Annotated in this window: 20 protein-coding genes; 13 read left to right on the top strand and 7 right to left on the bottom strand. The window is 66.3% G+C overall.

Features of this window, described 5'->3' with window-relative positions; translation table 11 throughout:
* The first annotated feature begins 16 nt into the window (after nucleotides 1-16).
* Nucleotides 17-652, top strand: coding sequence for a DUF2799 domain-containing protein (locus HNP47_RS07075; protein WP_184278877.1), 636 nt, complete (start codon nucleotides 17-19; stop codon nucleotides 650-652).
* A 10-nt stretch (nucleotides 653-662) separates the two neighbouring features.
* Here HNP47_RS07075 and fba read toward each other — a convergent pair whose 3' ends face one another.
* The 3 genes from fba to gap form a co-directional block, all read right to left on the bottom strand.
* Nucleotides 663-1,748 carry a class II fructose-bisphosphate aldolase gene (gene fba, locus HNP47_RS07070; RefSeq protein WP_184278876.1) on the bottom strand — a complete coding sequence of 362 codons (1,086 nt, stop codon included), beginning with the start codon at nucleotides 1,746-1,748 and terminating at the stop codon, nucleotides 663-665.
* Nucleotides 1,749-1,892: 144 nt separating this feature from the next.
* Nucleotides 1,893-3,089: a phosphoglycerate kinase gene (locus HNP47_RS07065; protein WP_184278875.1), complete on the bottom strand. Its 1,197-nt coding sequence runs from the start codon at nucleotides 3,087-3,089 to the stop codon at nucleotides 1,893-1,895.
* A 163-nt stretch (nucleotides 3,090-3,252) separates the two neighbouring features.
* Nucleotides 3,253-4,260, bottom strand: coding sequence for a type I glyceraldehyde-3-phosphate dehydrogenase (gene gap, locus HNP47_RS07060; RefSeq protein ID WP_184278874.1), 1,008 nt, complete (start codon nucleotides 4,258-4,260; stop codon nucleotides 3,253-3,255).
* 253 nt (nucleotides 4,261-4,513) lie between these two features.
* On the opposite strand from gap, the gene HNP47_RS07055 reads away from it, so the two are divergent.
* The 11 genes from HNP47_RS07055 (at nucleotide 4,514) to HNP47_RS07005 (ending at nucleotide 16,175) form a co-directional block, all read left to right on the top strand.
* Entirely contained in the window at nucleotides 4,514-4,666 is a 153-nt protein-coding gene (locus HNP47_RS07055; protein ID WP_184278873.1) for a hypothetical protein, read from the top strand.
* A 91-nt stretch (nucleotides 4,667-4,757) separates the two neighbouring features.
* The gene (locus HNP47_RS07050) at nucleotides 4,758-6,497 is read left to right on the top strand and encodes a dihydroxy-acid dehydratase (protein WP_184278872.1); all 1,740 of its coding nucleotides are present in this window, start codon (nucleotides 4,758-4,760) and stop codon (nucleotides 6,495-6,497) included.
* Between the two features lie 3 nt (nucleotides 6,498-6,500).
* Nucleotides 6,501-7,514 (top strand): ketol-acid reductoisomerase, encoded by a 1,014-nt coding sequence (ilvC, locus tag HNP47_RS07045; protein WP_184278871.1) that lies wholly within the window; start codon nucleotides 6,501-6,503, stop codon nucleotides 7,512-7,514.
* 19 nt (nucleotides 7,515-7,533) lie between these two features.
* Complete coding sequence (gene ilvG, locus HNP47_RS07040) at nucleotides 7,534-9,246, top strand: acetolactate synthase 2 catalytic subunit (protein WP_184278870.1); 1,713 nt, start codon at nucleotides 7,534-7,536, stop codon at nucleotides 9,244-9,246.
* A gap of 1 nt (nucleotide 9,247) precedes the next feature.
* Nucleotides 9,248-9,499, top strand: coding sequence for an ACT domain-containing protein (locus HNP47_RS07035; RefSeq protein ID WP_039244600.1), 252 nt, complete (start codon nucleotides 9,248-9,250; stop codon nucleotides 9,497-9,499).
* On the top strand, nucleotides 9,499-10,749 hold the full coding sequence (locus HNP47_RS07030) for a 2-isopropylmalate synthase (RefSeq protein ID WP_184279136.1): 1,251 nt from the start codon (nucleotides 9,499-9,501) through the stop codon (nucleotides 10,747-10,749). Before HNP47_RS07035 ends, HNP47_RS07030 begins: the two co-directional genes overlap by 1 nt.
* A complete protein-coding gene (leuC, locus tag HNP47_RS07025) occupies nucleotides 10,742-12,154 on the top strand; it encodes a 3-isopropylmalate dehydratase large subunit (RefSeq protein WP_184278869.1) in 1,413 nt (470 codons plus the stop codon). Before HNP47_RS07030 ends, leuC begins: the two co-directional genes overlap by 8 nt.
* On the top strand, nucleotides 12,147-12,734 hold the full coding sequence (gene leuD / locus HNP47_RS07020) for a 3-isopropylmalate dehydratase small subunit (protein WP_184278868.1): 588 nt from the start codon (nucleotides 12,147-12,149) through the stop codon (nucleotides 12,732-12,734). The genes leuC and leuD overlap by 8 nt, the downstream gene beginning before the upstream one ends.
* On the top strand, nucleotides 12,731-13,837 hold the full coding sequence (leuB, locus tag HNP47_RS07015; RefSeq protein WP_184278867.1) for a 3-isopropylmalate dehydrogenase: 1,107 nt from the start codon (nucleotides 12,731-12,733) through the stop codon (nucleotides 13,835-13,837). The genes leuD and leuB overlap by 4 nt, the downstream gene beginning before the upstream one ends.
* 280 nt (nucleotides 13,838-14,117) lie before the next feature.
* A complete protein-coding gene (locus HNP47_RS07010; RefSeq protein ID WP_260394637.1) occupies nucleotides 14,118-15,398 on the top strand; it encodes an ammonium transporter in 1,281 nt (426 codons plus the stop codon).
* A gap of 81 nt (nucleotides 15,399-15,479) precedes the next feature.
* Nucleotides 15,480-16,175: a TorF family putative porin gene (locus HNP47_RS07005; protein WP_184278865.1), complete on the top strand. Its 696-nt coding sequence runs from the start codon at nucleotides 15,480-15,482 to the stop codon at nucleotides 16,173-16,175.
* Nucleotides 16,176-16,234: 59 nt separating this feature from the next.
* On the opposite strand, the gene HNP47_RS07000 is transcribed toward HNP47_RS07005, so the two are convergent.
* The 4 genes from HNP47_RS07000 to HNP47_RS06985 are packed head-to-tail and all read right to left on the bottom strand — an operon-like array spanning nucleotide 16,235 to nucleotide 23,128.
* Nucleotides 16,235-18,607 carry a glucan 1,4-alpha-glucosidase gene (locus tag HNP47_RS07000; protein WP_184278864.1) on the bottom strand — a complete coding sequence of 791 codons (2,373 nt, stop codon included), beginning with the start codon at nucleotides 18,605-18,607 and terminating at the stop codon, nucleotides 16,235-16,237.
* A gap of 8 nt (nucleotides 18,608-18,615) precedes the next feature.
* On the bottom strand, nucleotides 18,616-19,557 hold the full coding sequence (locus HNP47_RS06995) for an alpha/beta hydrolase (RefSeq protein WP_184278863.1): 942 nt from the start codon (nucleotides 19,555-19,557) through the stop codon (nucleotides 18,616-18,618).
* A complete protein-coding gene (locus tag HNP47_RS06990; protein WP_184278862.1) occupies nucleotides 19,554-21,065 on the bottom strand; it encodes an MFS transporter in 1,512 nt (503 codons plus the stop codon). The genes HNP47_RS06995 and HNP47_RS06990 overlap by 4 nt, the downstream gene beginning before the upstream one ends.
* Nucleotides 21,062-23,128: a glycoside hydrolase family 97 protein gene (locus tag HNP47_RS06985; protein ID WP_184278861.1), complete on the bottom strand. Its 2,067-nt coding sequence runs from the start codon at nucleotides 23,126-23,128 to the stop codon at nucleotides 21,062-21,064. Before HNP47_RS06985 ends, HNP47_RS06990 begins: the two co-directional genes overlap by 4 nt.
* Before the next feature lie 103 nt (nucleotides 23,129-23,231).
* Between HNP47_RS06985 and HNP47_RS06980 the strand changes: the two genes are divergently transcribed.
* On the top strand, nucleotides 23,232-24,245 hold the full coding sequence (locus HNP47_RS06980) for a LacI family DNA-binding transcriptional regulator (protein WP_017505134.1): 1,014 nt from the start codon (nucleotides 23,232-23,234) through the stop codon (nucleotides 24,243-24,245).
* The last annotated feature ends 2 nt before the right edge of the window (nucleotides 24,246-24,247 follow it).

Below are 24,247 nucleotides of genomic sequence, written 5' to 3'. Positions count from 1 at the left end.
GCGTTGGGGACATCCGATGAAGCGGTTGATGATCGCCGGGGGCGCGTTCGCCGCGGCGGCGCTGCTGAGCAGCTGCACCACCATGAGCAAGGACGAATGCCTGGCCGGCGCCTGGGGCGAGAAGGGCTATGTGGACGGGGCGTTGGGCTATCCAATGACGCGGCTGGACGACCACACCAAGGCCTGCGCCAAGTTTCAGATTGCACCCAATCCGGCCGCCTATGGCTCGGCGCGTGAGGATGGCTTGCGGACCTACTGCACCTTCCAGCGCGGCTGGGAGGAGGGGCGGGCGGGCAATGCCTATTACGGCGTCTGCCGGCCCGAAGAGGAACAGGCGTTTCTGCCGGCCTATCGTGACGGCCGAATGCTGCATGAGGTCGAGGACGCGTACGAGACGGCGGAAAGCGCCTTGAACAGCGCCGAAGCCCGGATCGAGAACCGCGAAGACAAGCTGGACGCCAAGGAGCGCGAACTGCGCGGCGAGGGCCTGACGGACGAAGAGCGGGAGCGCATTCGTGACCGCATTCAAGAGGTCAGAGGCGAAATCCGCGATGCGCGTCGCAATGCCCGAGAGGCCCGCGACGCGCTGGATCAGGCGGAGTGGGACGTTCGACGGGTGCGGCGCGAACTGAGCGGCCGCTACCCGGTCTAGACGACGGTCCTTAGGCGGCCTTGACGGATGCGCCGCGGAAGGACGGATCCAGGTCGCCCGAGGCATAGCGTTTGGCCATCTGGGCGGTGGAGAGGGGACGAATCTTGGAGGCCTGACCCTCGCAGCCGAACTGCTGGTAGCGCTCCATGCAGAGCTTCTTCATCGCCTCCTTGGCGGGCTTCAGATAGTAGCGCGGGTCGAACTCGCCCGGCCTCTCCATCAGAGCTTTGCGGATGGCGCCGGTGATGGCCATGCGGTTGTCGGTGTCGATGTTGACCTTGCGCACGCCGTGCTTGATGCCGCGCTGGATCTCCTCGACCGGCACGCCCCAGGTCTGGGGCATTTCGCCGCCGTACTGGTTGATGATGTCCTGCAGATCCTGCGGCACCGACGACGAGCCGTGCATCACCAAGTGGGTGTTGGGCAGGCGGCGGTGGATTTCCTCGATCACGTTCATGGCCAGGACTTCACCGTCCGGCTGGCGCGTGAACTTGTAGGCGCCGTGGCTGGTGCCCATGGCGATGGCCAGGGCGTCGACCTTGGTGGCGGCGACGAAATCGACGGCCTGATCCGGGTCGGTCAACAGTTGCGAATGGTCCAGCTTGCCCTCGAAGCCGTGGCCGTCCTCGGCCTCGCCCATGCCGGTTTCCAGCGAGCCCAGCACGCCCAGTTCACCCTCGACCGAGACGCCGCAGGCGTGAGCCATTTCGGTGACGCGACGGGTGACGTCGACGTTGTACTCGTAAGAGGCGGGGGTCTTGGCGTCCTCCTCCAGCGAGCCGTCCATCATCACGCTGGTGAAGCCGTATTGGATGGCGGTGGCGCAGGTCGCCGGGCCGTTGCCATGGTCCTGGTGCATACAGACCGGGATGTGGGGATAGAGCTCGGCCAGGGCGTCGATCAGCTTGGCCAGAACGATGTCGTTGGCGTAGTTGCGGGCGCCCCGGCTCGCTTGAATGATCACGGGAGCATTGACCTCATGGGCCGCCTCCATGATCGCCAGACCCTGTTCCATATTGTTGATGTTGTAGGCGGGCAGGCCGTAATCGTTCTCTGCCGCGTGGTCGAGCAGCTGTCGCAGCGTGATGCGCGCCATGGGGTAGTCTCCTGAGCCGAATAGTCTTTTTGGTTGGGCGAGAGATTAGACGCCGGACAGCGCGAAGTCACGCCGTGTTACAGCCGTTTCAGCGCCGATTTCGAAGACAGGATGCAGGCGTGATCCGCCTGCATCGCTGAGCCTTCAGGCGCGCAGGTCCTCGACGCCGGGCAGGGGCTTGCCCTCCATCCATTCCAGGAAGGCTCCGCCGGCCGTGGAGACGAAGGTCAGGTCTGCGCTGACGCCGGCATGACCGACGGCCGCGACTGTGTCGCCGCCGCCCGCCACGGCGATCAGGGCGCCGGCCTTGGTGCGCTCGGCGACGTGCTTGGCGGCCGCGACGGTGGCGGCGTCGAAGGGCGGCACCTCGAACACGCCCAGCGGGCCGTTCCAGATCAGGGTCTTGGAGCCGTCGATGGCGGCGTTCAGGCGAGCAACGGTGTCGGGGCCTGCGTCCAGGATCTTGTCGTCAGCGGACAGGGCCTCGCCTGTCTTGACGGTGCGGGCGTCGGCGCCGGGCTTGACCTCGGTCGCCACCACGACATCGACGGGCAGCAGGATGTGGCAGCCCTTGGCTTCGGCTTCCGCCAGGATCTCGCGCGCCGTGCCCGCCATATCCTTCTCGGCCAGCGAGCCGCCGATATCGATCCCTTGCGCATAGAGGAAGGTGTTGGCCATGCCGCCGCCGATGGCCAGCGTGTCCAGCTTGCCGACCAGGTTCTTCAGCAGGTCCAGCTTGGTCGAGACCTTGGAGCCGCCGACGATGCCGACGACTGGCTTCTGCGGCTTGCCGAGCGCAGCGTCGAGCGCGTCCAGTTCGCGCCGCATGGATTCGCCAGCATAGGCAGGGATGTGGTGGGCGACGCCTTCGGTCGAGGCGTGGGCGCGGTGGGCGGCCGAGAAGGCGTCGTTGACGTAGAGATCGCCCAGATCCGCCAGCTTCTGGGCGAAGACCGGATCGTTGGCCTCTTCCGCCGCGTGGAAGCGTACGTTTTCCAGCAGCACCACGCCGCCGGCGTCCAGATCGCGAATGGCCTCCACGGCGTCAGGGCCGATGCAGTCGTCGGCGAAGCGGACGGGGGCGCCGAGCAGTTCTTCCAGCGGCTGGACGATCGGCTTCAGGCTCATCGACGGAACGCGCTGGCCCTTGGGGCGGTCGAAGTGCGCCAGCAGGGCGACCTTGGCGCCGGCATCGCGCAGGCGTTGAATCGTCGGCAGGGCGACCCGCAGACGGGTGTCGTCCGTGACCTTGCCGCCCTCCATCGGGACGTTGAAGTCCACGCGGACTAGAGCCGTCTTGCCGGCGAGATCCTTGGCGTCGTCGAGGGTGCGGAAGGTCATGATCGTTTCCCTGTCTCCTCCCTGTCGCAAAGCGATGGGAGGTGGCGCGGCGCGCTTGCGCCGTGAAGGAGGGGCTTTGGCCCCGAGTTCGGTGCGGCGGAAAGGCCCCTCCACCACTTCGTGGTCCCCCTCCCCACGGTGTGGGGAGGAAACTTTTGCGATATTACAGGAACTTCGCCATCTGCAGCGCGGTGTCGCTCATGCGCGTCGCGAAGCCCCATTCGTTGTCGTACCAGCTCAGAACGCGGGCCAGCTTGCCGTCGACGACCTGGGTCTGGGGCAGGGCGGCGGTGGAGGAGGCGGCGATGTGGTTCAGGTCGTGCGAGACCAGCGGGTCGGTCGTCGTGAACAGGACGCCCTTCATGGGGCCGTCGGCGGCGGCCTGAAGCGCTGCGTTGATTTCCTCGACCGTCACGTCGCGGGCGGCGACGACCTTCAGGTCCACGACCGAGACGTTCGGGGTCGGGACGCGGATCGACGAGCCGTCCAGCTTGCCCTTCAGTTCCGGCAGGACCAGGCCCAGAGCCTTGGCGGCGCCGGTCGAGGTCGGGATCATGGACAGGGCCGCGGCGCGGGCGCGGTACAGGTCCTTGTGCATCGTATCCAGCGTCGGCTGGTCGCCGGTGTAGGAGTGGATGGTGGTCATATAGCCGCGCTCGATGCCGAACAGGTCGTTCAGCACCTTGGCGACGGGGGCCAGGGCGTTGGTGGTGCACGAGCCGTTGGACACGACGATGTCGTCGGCGGTCAGGGTTTCGTGGTTGACCTTGTAGACGATGGTCTTGTCGGCGCCGTCTGCGGGGGCCGAAACCAGGACGCGCTTGGCACCGGCCTTCAGGTGGGCGCTGGCCTTGTCCTTGGAGGTGAAGATGCCGGTGCATTCGAAGGCGATGTCCACCTTCAGTTCGGCGTGCGGCAGGTTGGCGGGGTCACGTTCGGCCGTGACCTTGATCTTGCCGGTGCCGACATCGATCCAATCCTCGCCCGAGGTCACCGTGCCGGGGAAGCGGCCGTGGACCGAATCGTAGCGGAACAGGTGGGCGTTGGTCTCGACCGGACCCAGATCGTTGATCGCCACCACCTCGATGTCCGTGCGGCCATGCTCGATGATCGAGCGAAGGACGAGACGGCCAATGCGGCCGAAACCATTGATGGCGACGCGAACGGTCATGGAGAGCTCCTGTGATCGGTATGACGAGCGTTATATAGGTGCGCGTCTCAATGGAGCGGTCGTGAGCGGGTTTCAACCCCGCGCGCGTAACATGATGTGATGGACGGTTACGCTTCCAAAATCGCCCGTGCCAGCTTCGGGTAAGAAACACCCCGGACGCAGTCGTTTTCGATCTGTTACGCAAAATTATTGCGACAAGGGTTGTGTGGCGTACGCCGCTATGGTTTCTTGGCGTCAGAACAGGGAGCCGCCCGTGGCCACGATGATGCGCGACATGACGAAGGGACGCACCGCCAAGGCGGTCGCAGCCGTTCGCGCGCCTGTCGGCCTGAAAAGCCCCGTATTCCTCATTACTCTCGTACTTCTCGGCCTGCTTACGCAAGCGGCGTGGATGCACGCGACCTGACCTTAGACACACTCAGGATCGCCTCGCACCACCCCGCCTCCGAAAGGAAGCGGGGTTTTTAGTGCGCGGCGGTTCGAAACGAACCGGATCGATGACGCAAAATTCTACCTCTCAGCCCAGAAAGCCCAACGCGCGCAGCGCGGCGGTGACGGCTGGTCCGAACCGGGCCGCCGCCCGCTCGTATCTGCGCGCCGCCGGCATGCAGGACGCCGATTTCGACAAGCCGATGATCGGCATCGTCAACACCTGGTCGACGGTCACGCCGTGCAACATGCACCTGGACCGCCTGGCCAAGGACGTGCGCGCCGGCATCATCGCGGCGGGTGGCTATCCGGTTGATTTCAACACCATCGTCGTCACCGACGGCATCTCGATGGGCACGGCGGGCATGAAGGCCTCGCTGATCAGCCGCGAGGTCGTCGCCGACTCGATCGAACTGGCCATCGAGGGCCACCAGCTGGACGGCGTGGTCTGCATCGTCGGCTGCGACAAGACGATCCCGGCGGCGGCCATGGCCCTGGCGCGGATGGATATCCCCGGCCTGGTCTATTACGGCGGCACCATCATGCCGGGCGTGATCGGGACGAAAGAGGTCTCGGTCCAGGAGGTGTTCGAGGCCATCGGCGCCCATTCGGCCGGCGCCCTGGACGACGAAGGGCTGAGGGCGGTCGAACAGGCCGTCTGCCCCGGCGCCGGGGCCTGCGGCGGCCAGTTCACGGCCAACACCATGGCTATGGCCCTGTCGGTCATGGGCATCTCGCCCATGGGCGCCAACGACGTGCCGGCCGTCGATCCGAACAAGGCCGCAGAGGGCGAACGCTGCGGTCGGCTGATCGTCGAGCGCGTCTTTGCCGGCGACACGGCCCGCAAATACATCACCCGCGCCAGCCTGAAGAACGCCGCCGTCGCCGTCTCGGCCTCGGGCGGGTCGACCAATGCGGTCATGCACCTGACGGCGATCGCGGCGGAGGCCGGCGTCGAGTTCGGCGTCGAAGACTGCCACCAGGCCTGCGTCGAGGCGCCGGTCATCTGCGATCTGAAGCCGGGCGGCCGCTTCCTGGCCTCGCATCTGTTCGCCGCCGGCGGCACGCGTCTGGTCACCCAGCGGATGGCCGAGGCCGGCAAGATCGTGAAGACCCCCACCGTCACCGGCCGCAGCCTGTTCGCCGAAGCCGCCGAGGCCGAGGAGACCCCGGGCCAGGTGGTGGTGACCACCTTCGACGCCCCTGTGATGGATCGCGGCAGCTTCGCCGTCATCTATGGTGATGTCGCCCCGGAAGGCGCGGTCATCAAGCTGACGGGCCACAAGGTAGATACGTTCGAAGGTCCGGCCTGCGTCTTCGATTCGGAAGAAGACGCTTTCCACGCCGTTCAGGACGGATCGGTCGGCGAGGGCGACGTGATCATCATCCGCTACGAAGGGCCCAAGGGCGGTCCGGGCATGCGCGAGATGCTGCAGGTCACAGCCGCCCTGAAGGGCCGCAAGATCGACAACGTCGCCCTGCTGACCGACGGCCGGTTCTCGGGCGCCAGTTACGGCTTCGTCGCCGGACACGTCTCGCCAGAAGCCGCCGCGGGCGGCCCGATCGCCCTCATTCGCGATGGTGACCGCATCACCATCGACGTCACCAACCGCCGCATCGACGTCAACGTCGATCTGGCGACGCGCCGGGCGGGCTTTACGCCCCACGTAGTCCGCCCGGCGCGAGGTGTCTTCGCCAAATACCGCGCCTCGGTCGCCTCGGCCGCCCAGGGCGCCGTCACCATCCCCAACCCGCCGCCGGCCCAAGTCCCGGCTAGCCACAAAACCAACGCTGCTCAGGACGCCTGACCCATGGCTATAACCATCTACACCAACGAAGACATAAAGCCGGGCGCCATCGCCGGCCAGCGCATCGCCATCATCGGCTACGGCTCGCAGGGTCGCGCCCATGCGCAGAACCTGAAGGACAGCGGCCATGACGTGGTCGCCGGCGTCCGTCACGGCGGCACGGGCTGGAAACACGCCACCGCCGACGGCGTGCCGACCGCCGAGCCGGCCGACGCCGTCAAGGGCGCCGACATCATCGCCATCCTGACCCCCGACATGGTTCAGGGCGACGTCTATCGCGACATCATCGAGCCGAACGCCAAGGAAGGCTCGGCCCTGCTGTTCGCCCACGGCTTCTCGATCATCTACGAGCGCATCACGCCGCGCGAGGACATGGACGTGATCCTGGTCGCGCCTAAAGGACCGGGCGATCTGGTCCGTCGCGAGTTCCAGCGCGGCCGCGGCGTGCCCTCGCTGTTCGCCATCGAGAAGGACGTCACCGGCAAGGCGCGCGACCGGGCCATGGGCTACGCCAAGGGCAATGGCGGCGCGACCGGCGGCCTGCTGGAAACCACCTTCCGCGAAGAGACCGAGACCGATCTGTTCGGCGAACAGGCCGTCCTGTGCGGCGGCGCCAAGGAGCTGGTCATCCAAGGCTTCAACACCCTGGTCGAGGCCGGCTACCAGCCCGAGATCGCCTATTTCGAATGCCTGCACGAGCTGAAGCTGATCGTGGACCTGTTTTACGAAGGCGGCATCTCCAAGATGCACCACTTCATCTCGGAAACCGCCAAGTACGGCGCGGTCGCCAGCGGCCCGCGGGTCGTGACCGAAGAGACCAAGGCCCGCATGAAAACCATTCTGGACGAGATCCAGGACGGCACCTTCGCACGCAACTGGATCGCCGAGAACGAGGCCGGCAAGACGCAATACGAGGCTTGGCTGAAGGCGGACCGCGAGAGCCAGATCGAACAGGTCGGCGCGCGTCTGCGCGAACGCATGGCCTGGCTGAACACGCCCAAGGCTGAAGCGGCCTGATCACCGCCTGAACGACCGGATGACCTTTATGACCGCCGCCACCTTTAAACCCTCAGCCGAGACTGCTCCCCAGTCGGGTGCGCGACTGCTGGTCTCCACCCTGGAGCGGCTGGGGGTGGAGGTGGTGTTCGGCTATCCGGGCGGCGCCATCATGCCGGTCTATGACGCCCTGGCTGGATCCAAGCTGCAACACATCCTGGTCCGCCATGAGCAGGGTGCGGCCTTCTCGGCCGACGCCTATGCCAGGAAGAGCGGCAAGGTCGGCGTCTGTATGGCCACCTCCGGTCCCGGCGCCACCAATCTGGTCACGGGCATCGCCAATGCGATGATGGATTCAGTGCCGATCGTCTGCATCACCGGCAATGTCGCCCAAGGCCTGATGGGCACCGACGCCTTTCAGGAGATCGACATCCTGGGCGTCACCTTGCCGATTGTGAAACATTCGATCCTGGTCCGCTCGGCCGCCGAGGTTCCCGCCGCGATCGAGGAAGCCTTCCATATCGCCGCCTCGGGCCGCCCAGGTCCGGTTCTGGTCGATCTGCCCAAGGATGTGCAGTTCGAGACGACCGCGGACGACTACGGTTTTTCGATTCCCAACAAAACGCCGCGCGTCGATCACGACGCCATCGCCGCCGCCGAGGCCGCGATCCGGGCGGCGAGGAAGCCGTTGGTCTATATCGGCGGCGGGGTGAAGATCGGCGGCGCAACCCAGGCCCTGCGCGCCTTTGTCGCCGCGACCGGCATTCCCCAAGTCTCGACCCTGAACGCCTTGGGCACGATCCCGACGGATGCGCCGGGCATGCTGGGCATGCTGGGCATGCACGGTACGCGCGCCGCCAACCATGCGGTGCAGGACAGCGATCTGCTGATCGTCGTCGGCGCCCGGTTCGATGATCGCGCGACGGGCAAGTTGGCCGAGTTCGCTCCCAACGCTCGCATCGTCCATTTCGACATCGACGCTTCGGAAGTCGGCAAGCTGCGCAGCGCCAATGTCGCCGTCATCGGCGAGCTGCGCGAAGGCGTTGAGGCGCTGACGGCGCGGATGCGGTCGGGCGCGGCGCTGGACATCCAGGCCTGGGCCGACGACTGCGCTGGTGCGGCCGAAGCGGGCGCTCACCGTTATGACGCGCCAGGCGAGGGGGTCTATGCGCCCGCCCTGCTGAAGGAAATCTCGGAAGCGGCGGGCGATGACTTCGTCGCCGCCTGCGACGTGGGCCAACACCAGATGTGGGCGGCCATGCACTGTCGCTTCGCCAGGCCCGAGGCCCACATCACCTCGGGCGGTCTGGGCGCGATGGGCTTTGGGCTGCCCGCCGGCATCGGGGCCAAGCTGGCTGATCCGTCGGCGACGGTCGTCACGATCGCCGGCGACGGCGGCTTCATGATGAACATTCAGGAGCTGGCGACGCTGAAGCGTTACGGCATCCCGCTGAAGATCGTGCTGATCGACAACTCGTCGCTGGGTCTGGTGCGCCAGTGGCAGGAGCTGTTCTTCGCCGAGAACTATTCCGAGATCGATCTGTCCGACAATCCGGACTTCGTGAAGGTCGCCGAAGCCTTCGGCATCGAGGCCTTCCGCATCGATCGCCGCGATCAGGTGTCCGACGGCATCCAGCGCCTGCTGGCCGCCGACGGTCCCTGCCTGGCCCATGTGGTCATCGACCCCCGAGACAACGTCTGGCCGCTGGTTCCGCCGGGCAAGAGCAATGCTGAAATGATGGAGGGCTCCTGAGATGAGCAACACGATCCACATCCAGATCGACCGCGCGGACGGTTCGCTTCAGCGTCTCATCGGCCTGGTGGAGCGCCGGGGCTTCCACATCGACGGCATGGCCCTGGCTGACGAGGGCGCCTTCCGCCGCATCGCTCTGACGGTGCGCGGCCGCGACGCGGGCCGCTGCATGGACAACCTGGGTCGCCAGATCGACCGGCTGTTCGGCGTGCGCCGCATCAGCAACGACATTATTCAATCCGAGGCCGCGTGATGATTACCCCCGAAAGCGTACGAGTATCGGGCGTATCCCGCACAGAGGAGATCGCCGCCGATCCCAACCGCGTCATCGTCTTCGACACGACGATGCGCGACGGGGAACAGGCTCCGGGCTTCTCGATGTCCGCCCAGGCCAAGGTGAAGATGGCCCAGGTTCTGCGGGACCTGGGCGTCGACGTTATCGAGGCCGGCTTCGCCGCCGCCTCGCCCGGCGACGAGGACTGCATCCGCCGCGTGGCGGGCGAGGTCGAGGGACCGATCTTCTGCTCCCTGTCGCGCGCCAACGAGAAGGATATCGACGCCACCTTCCGCGCCCTGGCGCCGGCGCCGAAGTCGCACCGCCGGTGCCACACCTTCATCGGCACCAGCCCGATCCACCGCTCCGCCAAGCTGAAGATGTCCACCAGTGAGGTGCTGTCGACGGCCGTGCGGTCGGTGGAATACGCCCGCAGCCTGTTCGACGACGTCGAGTTCTCGGCCGAGGACGCCTTCCGCACCGAGCCGGAGTTTCTGGCCGATGTGCTGGAGGCCGCCGCCGACGCCGGCGCCCGCACCCTGAACGTGCCCGACACCGTCGGCTATGCGACCCCCCAAGAGGTGCGCGAGCGGTTCGCCGCCCTGGCCGCGCGCATCAAGAAGCGGCATCCGCACGTCATCTTCTCGACCCACTGCCATGACGACTTGGGCATGGCGGTCGCCAACTCCCTGGCCGCCGTCGAAGGCGGCGCGCGTCAGATCGAGGGCGCGATCAACGGCATCGGCGAACGGGCCGGCAACTGCTCGATCGAAGAGGTCGTCATGGCGCTGAAGGTCCGTGAGGACCGCTATGGCGTCACGACCGGCGCCGACAGCCGCCATCTGGTGCGCGCCTCCAAGATTCTGTGCGAGATCACCGAGACAGTCATCGCCCGTAACAAGTCCGTGGTGGGCATCAACGCCTTCGCCCATGAGGCGGGCATCCATCAGCACGGCATGCTGGCCGACAGCCGCACCTACGAAATCATGCGGCCCCAGGATGTGGGCTTTGAGGGCAGCTGGTTCGTGCTGGGCAAGCATTCGGGCCGTCACGCCATCGCCAAGCGCGCCGAAACCATCGGCCGTCCCATCGAGGGCGAGCGTCTGGCGGCGGTGGTCGCGGGCTTCAAGTCGCGTGCGGATCAGATCGGCGAGATCAATGACGCCGAACTGATCGCCATCATCGACCGGGTCGATGGCGTGTCCAAGGTCGTGGCCCAATATGCCTGATCCCAAGACCCTGTTCGACAAGGTGTGGGACGCCCACGTCGTGCGGTCGGAAACGGTCGATACGCCGGGGGTGTTGTATGTCGACCTGCATCTGGTCCACGAAGTCACCAGCCCGCAGGCCTTCAGCGAGATCGAGGCGCGCGGGCTGAAGGTGCGTCGTCCCGACCGGACCTATGCGACCCTGGACCATTCGACGCCCACGCTGCCGGCGGGGCTGAACGGCCTGAAGCCCTATGTCACGGCCCAGGCCGAGGCTCAGGTCCATACGCTGGAGCGGAACTGCGCCGCCCACGGCGTGCCGCTGGCGGGATGGGATTCGGACGATCGCGGCGTGGTCCATGTCATGGGACCGGAACTGGGTCTGACACAGCCGGGCATGACCGTGGTCTGCGGCGACAGCCATACGGCGACGCATGGGGCCTTCGGCGCCTTGGCCTTCGGCATCGGCACGTCCGAGGTCGGCCATGTGCTGGCGACCCAATGCCTGTTGCAGCGCAAGGCCAAGGCCATGCGGGTGACGGTGGACGGAAAGCTGCAGCCCGGCGTCTCGGGCAAGGATGTCGCCCTGGCCGTCATCGCCGCCATCGGCTTCGGCGGCGGCACCGGCTATGTCATCGAATACGCGGGCGAGGCGGTGCGGTCGCTGGACATGGAAGGGCGGATGACCCTGTGCAACATGTCCATAGAAGCCGGGGCGCGGGCCGGCATGATCGCGCCAGACCAGACGACCATTGATTGGCTGCGCGGTCGCAAGCACGTCCCCGCCGACTATGAGGCGGCGACGGCCGAATGGCTGAAACTGTCCAGCGATCCGGGCGCGGTCTTCGACAAGGAAGTCGTCATCGACGGCGCCGCCATCCGTCCGATGGCGACCTGGGGCACGACGCCGGACGCCGGCGCGCCCATCGGCTCGCCCGTGCCGCAACCGCAGTCGGACTCAGACCGCAAGGCCATCGCCTATATGGGCTTCACGGCCGGGGAGGCGACGACCAGCCAGCCGGTGGACGTGGTCTTCATCGGCTCCTGCACCAACGGGCGCCTGCCCGATTTGCGCGCCGCCGCAGAGGTGCTGCGCGGCAGGAAGGTCAAGCCGGGTCTGCGCGTGCTGGTGGTGCCGGGGTCAGAGGCCGTGCGTCGCGACGCCGAAGCCGAGGGGCTGCATGAGGTCTTCATCGCCGCCGGGGCCGAGTGGCGCATTCCCGGCTGTTCGATGTGCATCGCCATGAACGGCGATTTCGTCGCGCCGGGCCAACTGGCCGTATCCACATCGAACCGCAATTTCGAAGGGCGTCAGGGCAAGGACGCCCGCACCATTCTGGCCAGTCCAGCGACGGCAGCGGCGACGGCGGTTGCCGGGGTGCTGACCGATCCGCGCGTCTTTCTGAAGGAGGTCGAACATGTCTGAACCCTTCCAGGTGCTGACCTCCAAGACCGTGACCCTGAGCCAGGCCAATATCGACACCGACCAGATCATTCCGGCGCGGTTCCTGACCACGACCACGCGCGAAGGGCTGGGCAAGGCCGCCTTCTATGACTGGCGTTACGAGGACGACGGCTCGGAAAAGCCCGAGGCCATTCTGAACCGGATCGATCCGGCCGAGCATCGCATCTTGCTGGCGGGCCGGAACTTCGCCTGCGGTTCGTCGCGCGAACATGCGCCTTGGGCCCTGCTGGACTATGGGTTCCGGGCGGTGATTTCGACCGAAATCGCTGACATTTTTACATCGAATGCGCTGAAAAACGGTCTGCTGCCCATCGTCGTCAGTCAGGCGGTTTGGGACGATCTGGCGTCGCAGCCGGACCAGCCGGTCACGATCGACCTCCAGGCCAATCAGATCCAGCGCGGCAATGCCGAACCCGTGCCGTTCGGGGTCGAATCCTTCGCCCGTCAATGCCTGCTGGACGGGGTGGACACCCTAGGCTGGCTGCAAGCAAACATGCCTAAAATCGAAGCCTACGAGCGATCGAAAGAGACCGTAAGATGAGCACCGCCGCCACCAAGACCTACAACATCGTCCTGCTGCCCGGCGACGGCGTCGGACCGGAGGTCACACGGGCCGCGCGAGACGTTTTGCGGGTCATCGGCGACTTCTATGGTCACCATTTCGAGTTCGCCGAGCATCTGATCGGTGGTGCGGCCATCGACGAAACGGGCGAGCCCTTGCCCGAGGCCACGCGCGCGGCCTGCGTCGCGTCCGACGCCGTGCTGCTGGGCGCCGTGGGCGGGCCCAAATGGGATGGCGGCAAGGCGCGTCCAGAACAGGGGCTGTTGGCGATCCGCAAGGCGATGGGCCTGTTCGCCAATCTGCGGCCGTTGCAGGTGTCGCCGGTGCTGGCCCACCGTTCGCCGCTGAAGAAGGAGATCGTTGAGGGCGTCGATCTGATCGTCTTCCGCGAACTGACCGGCGGCGTCTATTTCGGCGAGAAGACCCGGACCGCCGACCGCGCCACCGACCTTTGCGAATACACCGTTCCGGAGATCGAGCGGGTGACCCGCGCCGCCTTCCAGACCGCCCAACAGCGTCGCGGCAAGGTGACCTCTGTCGATAAGGCCAATGTGATGGAGACCAGCCGTCTGTGGCGCGAGGTCGTGACCCGCATCCATGCCGAGGAGTTCTCCGACATCACCCTGGAGCACGCCCTGGTGGACTCTATGGCCATGCACCTGATCCGTAAGCCGCGCGAATACGATGTCATCCTGACCGAAAACATGTTCGGCGACATCCTGTCGGATGAGATTTCGGTGCTGGGCGGCTCCATCGGCCTGTTGCCGTCGGCGTCGCTGGGCGCGGGCGGGCCGGGCCTGTTTGAGCCGATCCACGGCTCGGCGCCCGACATCGCCGGTCAGGATCTGGCCAATCCGGTCGGGACCATTCTGTCGGCAGCCCTGCTGCTGCGTCACAGCCTGAAACTGGAGGACGAGGCCGATTCCATCGAGGCCGCCGTCGCCGCCGTTCTGGCGGCCGGCGCCGTGACGGCCGATCTGGGCGGCGCACTGGGCACGCGCGCGGCGACCGAAGCCGTCATCGACGCCATCCGCGCCATCCATTGGGCGGCAGCGCATCGGGTGCAGATGCACTGGGCCTGACGCCTTAAACTGAGGCTGAAAATCCTGCCACTCAGCTTGGCTTGGTCGGCATAAAGAATCTGATATCGGGCCGCAGGATCGCAAGATCGTGCGGCCCTGTTCTTTTTCTCCGTGACCGTTGCAAGAAAGTTGCGCCGTTCACGGTCTAGCCCCTTGCGCCTATCACAAATGCGGTAAAGTCTTCGCAACTGCGAGATTGCATAGGGGGTACTAGCTCATGTCGCAGACCACGAAACGACTTATGGGAGCGGCTGCGCTCCTACTTCCCACACTCTGTCTGATGGCTGCCGGCGCGGCGAATGCGCAGGACGCCGCGCCCGCCTTGCTCGGCCACCAGGCTGCGCTTGAGCTGGACAGCGCCGGCGCCTCATGGCTTGGCACCTCGACCGCCCTGGTTCTGCTGATGACCCTCCCCGGTCTGGCGCTGTTCTATGGCGGCATGGTGCGCAAGAAGAACGTCATCGCCACCATCACCCAGTCCGTCGGCGTATTCGCCGTGGTGTCGCTGGTGTGGTTCATCGCAGGCTACAGCCTGGCCTTCGGCGCCAACGGCAATGCGGCGCTTCAGCCCTATGTCGGCAGCCTGGACATGCTGTTCCTGAACGGCGTGTCGCTGAAGACCGCCAACGCCCTGCTGCCGGGCATTCCCGAATTCCTGTTCATCTCCTTCCAGATGACCTTCGCCATCATCACCCCGGCGCTGATCACCGGCGCCTTCGCCGAGCGGTTTAAATATTCGGCGCTGCTGCTGTTCACCGCCCTGTGGTCGCTGCTGGTCTATGCGCCGATCTGCCACTGGGTCTGGGGTGGCGGCTTCCTAGGTTCGGCGGGCGTGCTGGATTTCGCGGGCGGGGCTGTCGTTCACGTCAACTCGGGCGTCGCGGGCCTGGTCTGCGCCATCTTCCTGGGTCGCCGTAAGGGCTACGGCACAGAGGTCATCACCGCCCACAACCCCGTCCTGACCATGATCGGCGCCTCGCTGCTGCTGGTCGGCTGGATCGGCTTCAACGCCGGTTCGGCGGGCGCCGCCAACGACCTGATGGGCGTAGCTCTGTTGAACACCATCCTGGCCGCGGCCGCAGGCGCTCTGACCTGGAAGATCGTCGAATATATCGAGAAGAAGAAGGTCTCGCTGGTCGGCATGCTGTCGGGCGTCGTCGCGGGTCTGGTCGCCATCACGCCGGCGGCCGGCTTCGTCGATCCCAAGGGCGCGGTTATCATCGGCCTGATCGCCGGTCCGGCCTGCTACGCCTCGTCGGTGTGGATCAAGAAGCTGCTGCGTTATGACGACAGTCTGGACGCCTTCGGCATCCACGGCGCAGGCGGCCTGATCGGCGCCCTGCTGACCGGCGTGTTCGCCACGACCGCGATCAACAGCCTGTCGGAAGGCGCCAATGTCGGCGCCCAGGCGCTGGGGCTTCTGTGGACCATCGTCTACAGCGCCGTCGGCACCCTGATCATCCTGTTCATCTGCAAGTTCACCACGGGCCTGCGCGTGAGCGAGGCGGAGGAAGCCGCCGGTCTGGACACCTCGCTTCACGGCGAAGCGCTGGAACACTGAGCTGAGATCGGGCGCGGCTCCCAAACCCCGCGCCCGACTTTTCCGACCTCGAGTAGAACAAGCACAACAAGGGGATAGACTATGAACAAGATCACCATCCGTGCGGCTGCCGCTGCAACGCTCGCCATGGGTCTGATCGGCCTCGCCGCGCCGGCCTCGGCCCAGAGCACCGTCGACGTCGCCTGGAACGTCGGCGTCGTCAGCGACTATGTGTTCCGCGGCTTCAGCCAGACCGGCGAGGATCCCGCCATTCAGGGCGGCGTCGATCTGACGTCGGGCAACTTCTATGGCGGCGCCTGGGCCTCCAACGTCGACTTTGGCGATGACACCGATGCGGAGGTCGATCTCTACGGCGGCTATCGCACCGAGGCCGGCGGTTTCGCGCTCGACTTCGGCGTGATCGGCTATCTGTATGTCGGAGAGCCGGACGGCGCGGACTATAACTACGCCGAGTTCAAGGCTGCGGCCTCGCGCGCGGTCGGTCCGGCCACCTTCGGCGCGGCCGTCTATTACTCGCCCGACTTCTTCGGCATCGACGACGAGGCGACCTACGCCGAGGTCAACGCCGCCTTCTCGCCGGCGCCCAAGTGGACGGTGTCAGGTGCGCTCGGCAAGCAATGGCTCGACGTCAGCGACGACTACACCACCTGGAACGTCGGCGTCGGCTATGCCCTGACCGACAAGGTGGGCGTCGATGTCCGCTATCACGACTCCGATGTGGACGGCGTGCCCGGTGCCGAAGATCGGATCGTCGGGGCTGTGAAGCTCACCTTCTGAGCCACGTCAGTTTGAAATGAGAACGGCCCCGGAGAGCGATCTCCGGGGCCGTTTTCGTATCAGCGGGCGTAGCGGTCGTGGACGGGGTCGTAGCTGTCCCAGACCTTGCCATCGGCCAGCGACCGCAGCAGCTTCAGATATTCCGCGTGGGTCCAGGCCAGGGGCGTCGCAGAGTCCGTATTCTGACCCACGGCATAACCCTTGGCCGTCGGGTTTCCGACGCCGTCCCACACCTGTTCGGCCAGCATCAGTCCGCCGTTGGCGAACCGCTCCATGCCGCGCACATAGGTCTGGCGGATGGCGGCGATGTCGGCGGCAGAGGGGGCGCCGTTCACGCTGACGCGGGCCAGCTCATAGTGACCGCGCTCGCCGGTGAAGAACGGCCAGACCCGACCGCGTTGGCCAGGGCTCATCTCCCCGCCGACGCCATAGTTGGCGCCCGTCAGATGGTCCTCGCCATAGCCGTCGACGCCATAACGCCGCCAGCCCGGCGTCTTGTCGCCCTCGGGACCGAAGTCGTAGCGAACGCGATAGAGCGGATCCAGCGACTGGTCGTCATAGACGGGCAGGGTTGCCAGGATGTGCGGATCGTCGGCCTTGCGCACGCCATAGCGCACCAGTTCCAGGAAGCCGCCGTCCACGACACGGTCTTCCACCGGCGCGATCTGGCCATTGGCGGCGCCGATCGGGGCCTTGTCGTTCGGGTTCTCGTTTTGCGTGATGCGGATGAAGTAGCGACCGTCGCCGAAGTCGCCGTTGGTGGTGAACATCCGCTCTTCGATCTTGGACGCATAGCTGTCGGCCGCGATCTGGTAGCGCGTCGCGCCGGCGGCGTCGCCTGAGGCGCGCGCCATTTCGGCAGCCACCGTCAGGCCCGCGACCACGGCGGCGGTCGAGGACGGCGAATAGCCCTGTTGCTCTTCCCAGCGTTCCTGCTGGGTGAAGGGCGGCTTGATCTCCGCGTCATTCCACATCAGCCCGATCTTGCCGCCGTCGACCAGGAAGTCGGCCGCCGGCTTCAGCATGGAGCGATAGTGTTCGGTCATCTGGACGTCCGACAGCCAACCCATCTTCCACAGACGATAGCCGAGCATGATCGGCATGGCCGTCTGGTCCAGCTGAACCGCGACCCATTCCAGTTCGCCATCGACGTGAGTCTTCTGCAGGAACCAGCCGCCGACGCCGGTGTTGCCGGGCGTGTTCGGGCCGACCTGAACCTGAGGCAGATAGTTGAAGGCCGCCAGCGGCGTCTCCTTGTCGCCCAGCGCCGCCAGAGCCATCGCCACCTGATAGAAGTCGCGCGGCCAGACGGCCTTGTAGCCGGTCGAGGATTTCGACGCGTCCACCGTATCGCCCCACGGATTGGACAGCGAGGCGATCAGCGCGCCCGCATGGGTGCGATCCTCCTGCACCTTCAGCATCAGAGCCGAGGCGTAGGCCAGCTTGCCGCTGTCGGTCGCCTGTTCGGCGATGCGCGGTAGTTCGGTCAGCGAGGCGACATAGTCCTCCCAACCCACGCGCTCGCCCTCGCCGTTGAAGCGGGCGAGCGCCTCGTCCAGACCGGTCGAGAACGAACCGTCCGCGGCCGCGCGCGCCTCAGCTTCGCTAGCGCCGAAGCCGATGACGAAGTCGCGCGTGATCCGGCTGCTTTGGCGCAGGCGCGGCAGAGCCCCGGTCATCATCGTGTTGCCGGCCTGATCGCCGGTGGAGGCGTAGGTCCAGTCCAGCTTGCCGTCCTTCAGATCGGTCAGGCCGTCCGAGGCGCCGACGAAGCCGACGCTGGCCTTGTCGAAGGCCTCGCTGGGCTTCAGGAACAGGTGGGTGTCGCCTTCCCAGGCGTGGAAGCCGTCGCGCGAGACCCGACCGCGATCGTCGACGCCGGTGTTGGCGATGTGCGGCTCCAGCATCAGATAGGGCGTCACATCGCCCTTCAGCGCCGTGATGGTGACGCGCAACACCAAGGCGTTGCGGTCGGGGTCGCTGAAGATCTGCTTTTCGATCTCAAGGCGGCCGTTCTTGTCCTGGGTCGTGACGCGATAAGCCGGCGACAGCGGACGCCCTTGGGCGTCGACGTGCAGATATTCGGTGCGGCTGATAGTGTCGTCGCCTTCGACGACCAGACCGTCCTGGGTCACGCCGGCGAAGCGCAGGGCCTTGATCTGGGCCGCATGGATCAGGCCGTACATAGTCTCGGTCAGAACGCCGTCGGCGATGGAATACCAGACCTTGGACACCGCGCCAGTCGGGCCGCCGTCGCGATATTGGCCGTCGACATAAGCCTCGTAAGAGGCGCCTGCGCCGGTCTTGGCCGCGCTGGACCAGACGGGCGGGGCGCCGGGCGCGCCGGGCGCGACGCCCGATTGGGCGCTTGCGACGGGTGCAAGGGCCAGGCCGGCGGCGCCGGCGAGGCAGAAGGTACGGAAGTGACGCATTGTGGTCCTCACGAGTTGCGCGTGGGGGCGGGGGAAAGAAGGAAGGTCAAGGGCACGTCCAGGCGCTGGTTCCAGGACGCTTCATTGTGCTGGGCGCCGGGGAAGACCAGGCTGCGGAAGTCGCTGGGCCCATAGCCGCGACGGCGGAAAGTCTGGTCCACCTGGGTCTGGAAGACGGCGTAGAACTGATCCAGCGTCTCGTCGCCCCGGTCGAAATAGAAGCGGTGGTCGCCCGGTTCGGGCAGGCCGCGTTCGATCACGCCGGTCCAGGCCGCGACCAGGCGTTCGCGCCAGGCGTCCAGCGTCGCGCCGGGCTCAAGCCCTTCGACCTTCAGCGGCCAATGGGTGGACAGGCAGGCGGCGGCGGAAAAGACCTGCGGCCGTTTCATCACCGCATACATGGAGATCAGGCCGCCCATGCTGGAGCCGGCGATCATCGTGTCCTGCGGGCCGGTCAGGGTGCGGTAGGCGCCGTCGATGAAGGGCTTCAACTCCTCGACCAGGAACCGCAGATAGGCGTCGGACAAGGACGCGCCGCCGTATATGGCCTGGACCTCGTCGCGCATGTCGGCGGGCAGGGCGGCGATCAGGTCGGCGGGGACATATTCCCTCAGCCGCAGGTCGGTGTTCCAGATCCCCACCACGATCGGCGTCCGCACCTGACCGCTCGCGATCAGCCTTGTCAGATGCTCGTCCACACCCCATTCGCCGAAGTTGGCTGTGGCCGGATCGAACAGGTTCTGGCCGTCGTGCATGTAAAGAACAGGCCAGGCGGCGTCGGACGCTTCGTATCCGGGCGGCAGCCAGACCGAGATGTTGCGCGCCTTCACATGGGCCGACGCGACCGCCTCATGCAGCACCAACCGGCCGCCTGCGATGGCGCCTTCAGCACGCGCCGCGCTGGAGAAGGGCAGGGCGGCCATGAGGGCCAGAAGACCCCGACGGTTCATCCGCGATGCTCCTTGACCATCAGCGCGCTCGCGGCGGCCAGGACGAAGGAGACGGCGCCGAGCACCAGGGCCCAGATCGCCTGACCATTGAACAGTGTCTTCAGGATCAGGCCCAGAACCGTGGCGGCCAGCAGCTGCGGCACGACGATGAAGATGTTGAAGACGCCCATATAGACGCCCATCTTTCGGTCCGGCACCGCCGCCGACAGGATGGCGTAGGGCATGGAAACGATCGAGGCCCAGGCGAAGCCGACGCCGATCATCGGCAGCCACAAGAGGCCCGGCTCTCGGATGGCGAAGACGCTGAACAGACCGGCGGCGCCAAGCGTCAGCATCAGCGCGTGGGTCGCCTTGCGTCCGATCCGTTTGGCGATGACCGGGAGGGTGAAGGCCGCCAGGGCCGCCACGCCGTTGTAGACCCCGAACAGAACCCCCACCCAGTCCGCGCCCGTGGCGTAGGCGGCCGAGGTGGTGTCGGTCGCACCGTAATGGACGCGGGTCACGGCGGCGGTGGTGTAGATCCACATGGCGAACAGGGCGAACCAGCTGAAGAACTGAACAACGGCCAGGCCGCGCATCGTCTCGGGCATGCGGAAGATGTCGTTCAGGATTTCGGTCGCGGCGTTGGTGATGCGGCGACGCTGCATCATGCCGACGGCGATCTGCAGCAGGCCGAACCCGGCGAAGAAGCCGGCCAGGATCAGCAGCTCCTTCTCCAGATCGAGCGCGCCGATCAGCACGAAACCCAGTCCGCCGAGGACGGCGCAGACCAGGCCAGAGGTCATCCAGCCTTGGACGCTGCGGGCCGGCGCTTCGGTCTCGACGGGTGCGGTCGGCGCGTCGTCTCGGGCGCGTTCGAAGGCCGCGATCTGTTCGGGGCTGTATTCCTTGGTCGAAAGCACCGTCCACAGCACGGCCGAGAACAGGCCGGCGGCGCCGACGTAGAAGGCGATCTTGACCGACAGGGGCACTACGCCTGCCTCGGCGGTCGAGGCGATATCGAAGACGTTGGACAACAGCCACGGCAGGACCGAGGCGAAGACCGCGCCGGCACCGATGAAGAAGCTCTGCATCGCATAGCCGGCGGTGCGCTGTTCCTCCGGCAGGTTGTCGCCGACGAAGGCGCGGAACGGCTCCATGGTGATGTTGATCGACGCGTCCATGATCCACAGCATGGCCGCGGCGAACCACAGGCTAGGGCTGTTGGGCATGGCGATCAGGGCCAGGGTGGTGGCTATCGCCCCGACCAGGAAATAGGGGCGCCGCCGGCCGAACCGGGTCCAGGTCTTGTCGCTGAAATGGCCGATGATCGGTTGGACCAGCAGACCCGTCAGCGGCGCGGCGATCCACAGGATCGCCAGGCTGTCGACCTCGGCGCCCAGCGTCTGGAAGATCCGGCTGGTGTTGGCGTTCTGCAGGCCGAAGCCGATCTGGATGCCGAAGAAGCCGACGCACATGTTCCAGATCGCCAGGCCGGACAGGCGCGGGCGGTGCGAGAGCAGGGTCATCCGCGTCGCGCCCGACCGACCGGCACGAACCGGATCGCTTGACCGCCGCCGGGGGCCAGCGCCAGGGTCAGGGTGTCAGACGACGTCACCTCGCGCTGCTCGATGACGATGTCCTCGCGCTTGCCACGATAGTCGGCGTCCGGCCCGTCGCGATAGATTTCGGCCCGATATCGACGGCCGGCGTCCAGGAAATCGAGAGGGGCCTTCAGAACGCGCGGATGCTCGTCGGTGACGGCGCCCAGGGCCCAGACATCCGTACCGCGCTGCTTGCGAACCGTGACGACATAGTCGCCCATGGCGGCGTCCAGCGTGCGGCTCTCGCTCCAATCGACCGGCACATCCTTGATGAACTGGAACGGAGCGGGGTTGGCCTCGTAGTTGACCAGCAGGTCCGCCGCCATCTGGATCGGGCTGTAGATCACGACATAGAGCGCCAGTTGCTTGGCCCAGGTCGTCTGCACACCGCCGGGGCTGCGCGTCTCCATGCCGAAGATGCCGGGCGTATAGTCCATCGGCCCGGCCAGCAGGCGGGTGAAGACCAGGTTCGGCTCATGCTCGGGCGGATTGCCGGGATTGCCCCAGGCCGAATATTCCATGCCGCGCTGACCCTCGCGGCTGATGATGTTCGGATAGGTGCGGCGAAGGCCGGTGTCCTTGAACGGCTCGTGAGCGTTCACGGCGACCTTGTGGCGATAGCCGGCCTCGACCACGCGCATGTGGTGCTGGGCCATTGCTTGGCTTTCGTGCCAGGCCATCACCATCTGTCCGTCCGGCCCGGCGACGCGGGCGCCTTGCGCGTCGGCGACGTAGCCGGTCTTCACCGAATGGACGCCGAGGCGTTCATACAGGGCCATGGCCGGCTCGAGCTGCTGCTCATAGTGGAAGGCGTTGCCGCCGGTCTCGTGGTGGCCGATCAGTTGCACGCCCTTGGACCGCGCATGGGCGCAGACCGCTTCGATATCGAAGTCGGGATAGGCTTCGGTGAAGCTGAAGTCCGCGCCGTTGGCGAACCACTGGCCGTCCCAACCCTTGTTCCAGCCCTCGACCAGAACGCCGCCGAAGCCGTGGTTGGCCGCAAAGTCGATGTGTTTGATCGTGTTCTCGGTCGTCGCGCCATGCTTGGGGCCGGCGTTCCAGGTCTTCAGGTCCAGGTGCATTTCCCACCATACGCCAACGTATTTCATCGGCTTGAACCAGCTGACGTCGCCCAGCTTGTTGGGCTCGTTCAGGTTCAGGATCAGGCTGGAATCCAGCAGGCCTGAGGCGCTGTCGGAGATTTGCAGGGTCCGCCACGGCGTGTTGAACGGCGCCTCGCGCACCACCGCCGCATTGGTCAGGCCCGGCGTCAGCTGAGCGCGGAACTTGGTTTGCTCCGACCGGCGAAGGTTCATCCCTGCATAGTCGATGCAGGCCGCCTCGTGGATGGAGACGTGCAGGCCCGACTGGCCTCGAACCGTCATCGGCGTCTGGGCGCTGCCGACCGCATCGATGGGCGTGCGGCTGTAGAGATATTCCTCGCGGTTCCATTCCCAGGCCGGGCACCACAGGGCCTCGCCGTTTTCGGCCAGGTTGAACTCGGTGATTTCCGATCCGATGCGGACGGTGGTCAGGCCAGCCTGCTGCGGGAACTCATAGCGGAAGCCCAAACCGTCGTCGTACAGGCGGAAGACCACGTCCACGCGGCGTCGCAGGCCGCCGGTCTCGGCATAGGCGACGCGCCATTCGTTGTAGTGGTTGCGGATGAACTGGCGCTCGCCCCACGGCTGCTCCCAGGTGTCGTCGACCGTGATCGCTTGGCCTGCCGTCACAGTCAGGCCGCGCTCGATGGCCGGCGCGTCGGTCAAGAGGAAGCCCAGCTTGGACGGCGCCACGACGACCCGACCCTGACGCAGCACCGAATACATCGGCCGCCCGTCGTTGTCGGTGAAGGCTTCGACCGTCAGCACGCCGCCGGGCGAGGACGCCCGGGCATGGTTCGGCGCGGTCTGGGCGCGCGCGCCCGTCGCCCCCAAAGCCAGGATCGACACGCCGCCAAGGGCCAGGAAGGATCTGCGCTGCATCATGGGAACTCCGTTAGGCCGCCTCTTGCCAACCGCCGCGAACGGTGGCTGAAATATTTGCAGAAAATTTTGCAGCTTCACCATGCTGCTGTGAGGACCCGCGACCTTGAGCCGCAAGACAACCCGTCTGGAAGACATCGCCCGCCTCGCCGGCGTGTCCATCGCCACCGCCTCGCGCGCCCTGAACGACAGCCCCGCCGTCAACGATCGCACCAAACAGACGATCTGGAAGCTGGCCAAGGAACACGACTATCCGTTCCGCCGCCATATGCCGGCCGGCCCGATCGGCGCCCAGGGCACCATCGCCCTGGTGGTGCCGCGGCCGCAGGGGCGCGAAGGGCGCCTCAGCGATCCCTTCTTCCTGGAGCTTCTGGCCGGGGTGGGCGAGGCGGCGCGCGAACGCGGCTGCGACCTGCTGATGAGCCATATCTCGCCCGCCAACTATGATGAGCTGTCGGCCGCGCTGAACACCAGCCGGGCGGACGGCGTGATCTTTCTGGGTCAATCCAGCCTGCATTCGGCCTTCAACCGTCTGGTCGACGCCGACCATCGCTTCGTCGTGTGGGGCGCCGAACTGCCGGACCAGGACTATTGCTCCATCGGATCGGACAACATCTCGGGCGGCCGCCGCGCGACGCTTCATCTGGCGCGGCTGGGGCGAAAACGCATCGTCTTTCTTGGCGATCTGGATCCGCCCGAAGCCATGCAGCGGCATCGCGGCTATCTGGACGCCCTGAGCCAGAGCGGGCTGGACGTGGACGCCGACCTGATCGTGCCTGCGCATTTCGAGGTCGAATCCGCAGAGGCCGCCGTCGACGCCCTGATCCGACGCGGGCTGGATTTTGATGGCGTCGTAGCCGCGTCCGACCAGATCGCGCTCGGAGCCGTAAGGGCGTTGTTGCATGCCGGCGTCGAGGTGCCGGGTCAGGTCTCGGTGATCGGCTTCGACAATGTGCCGTTCAGCCGCTATTCGCGCCCGGCGCTCAGCACCATCGCCCAGGACACCATGAAGGCCGGCCGGTTGATGGTGTCCAAACTGCTGGATCACGGCGGCGCCGCAGCAGGCCGTTCCGAGCGCGTTCCGACCGAGCTGATCGTTCGCGAGACCTGCGGCGGCTGAAC

Source organism: Brevundimonas vesicularis (assembly GCF_014204545.1).
In the GTDB taxonomy this organism is placed as follows: Bacteria; Pseudomonadota; Alphaproteobacteria; order Caulobacterales; family Caulobacteraceae; genus Brevundimonas; species Brevundimonas vesicularis_B.
This window is presented reverse-complemented; position numbering and strand designations above follow the sequence as displayed.

What these genes read in the sequence shown, in the direction of transcription:
- HNP47_RS07075 (WP_184278877.1), top strand. Translation starts at nt 17, where the DNA reads ATGAAGCGGTTGATGATCGCCGGGGGCGCGTTCGCCGCGGCGGCGCTG.
- fba (WP_184278876.1), bottom strand. Translation starts at nt 1,748, where the DNA reads ATGGCGCGCATCACGCTGCGACAGCTGCTCGACCACGCGGCAGAGAAC.
- HNP47_RS07065 (WP_184278875.1), bottom strand. Translation starts at nt 3,089, where the DNA reads ATGACCTTCCGCACCCTCGACGACGCCAAGGATCTCGCCGGCAAGACG.
- gap (WP_184278874.1), bottom strand. Translation starts at nt 4,260, where the DNA reads ATGACCGTTCGCGTCGCCATCAATGGTTTCGGCCGCATTGGCCGTCTC.
- HNP47_RS07050 (WP_184278872.1), top strand. Translation starts at nt 4,758, where the DNA reads ATGACGCAAAATTCTACCTCTCAGCCCAGAAAGCCCAACGCGCGCAGC.
- ilvC (WP_184278871.1), top strand. Translation starts at nt 6,501, where the DNA reads ATGGCTATAACCATCTACACCAACGAAGACATAAAGCCGGGCGCCATC.
- ilvG (WP_184278870.1), top strand. Translation starts at nt 7,534, where the DNA reads ATGACCTTTATGACCGCCGCCACCTTTAAACCCTCAGCCGAGACTGCT.
- HNP47_RS07035 (WP_039244600.1), top strand. Translation starts at nt 9,248, where the DNA reads ATGAGCAACACGATCCACATCCAGATCGACCGCGCGGACGGTTCGCTT.
- HNP47_RS07030 (WP_184279136.1), top strand. Translation starts at nt 9,499, where the DNA reads ATGATTACCCCCGAAAGCGTACGAGTATCGGGCGTATCCCGCACAGAG.
- leuC (WP_184278869.1), top strand. Translation starts at nt 10,742, where the DNA reads ATGCCTGATCCCAAGACCCTGTTCGACAAGGTGTGGGACGCCCACGTC.
- leuD (WP_184278868.1), top strand. Translation starts at nt 12,147, where the DNA reads ATGTCTGAACCCTTCCAGGTGCTGACCTCCAAGACCGTGACCCTGAGC.
- leuB (WP_184278867.1), top strand. Translation starts at nt 12,731, where the DNA reads ATGAGCACCGCCGCCACCAAGACCTACAACATCGTCCTGCTGCCCGGC.
- HNP47_RS07010 (WP_260394637.1), top strand. Translation starts at nt 14,118, where the DNA reads ATGGCTGCCGGCGCGGCGAATGCGCAGGACGCCGCGCCCGCCTTGCTC.
- HNP47_RS07005 (WP_184278865.1), top strand. Translation starts at nt 15,480, where the DNA reads ATGAACAAGATCACCATCCGTGCGGCTGCCGCTGCAACGCTCGCCATG.
- HNP47_RS07000 (WP_184278864.1), bottom strand. Translation starts at nt 18,607, where the DNA reads ATGCGTCACTTCCGTACCTTCTGCCTCGCCGGCGCCGCCGGCCTGGCC.
- HNP47_RS06995 (WP_184278863.1), bottom strand. Translation starts at nt 19,557, where the DNA reads ATGAACCGTCGGGGTCTTCTGGCCCTCATGGCCGCCCTGCCCTTCTCC.
- HNP47_RS06990 (WP_184278862.1), bottom strand. Translation starts at nt 21,065, where the DNA reads ATGACCCTGCTCTCGCACCGCCCGCGCCTGTCCGGCCTGGCGATCTGG.
- HNP47_RS06985 (WP_184278861.1), bottom strand. Translation starts at nt 23,128, where the DNA reads ATGATGCAGCGCAGATCCTTCCTGGCCCTTGGCGGCGTGTCGATCCTG.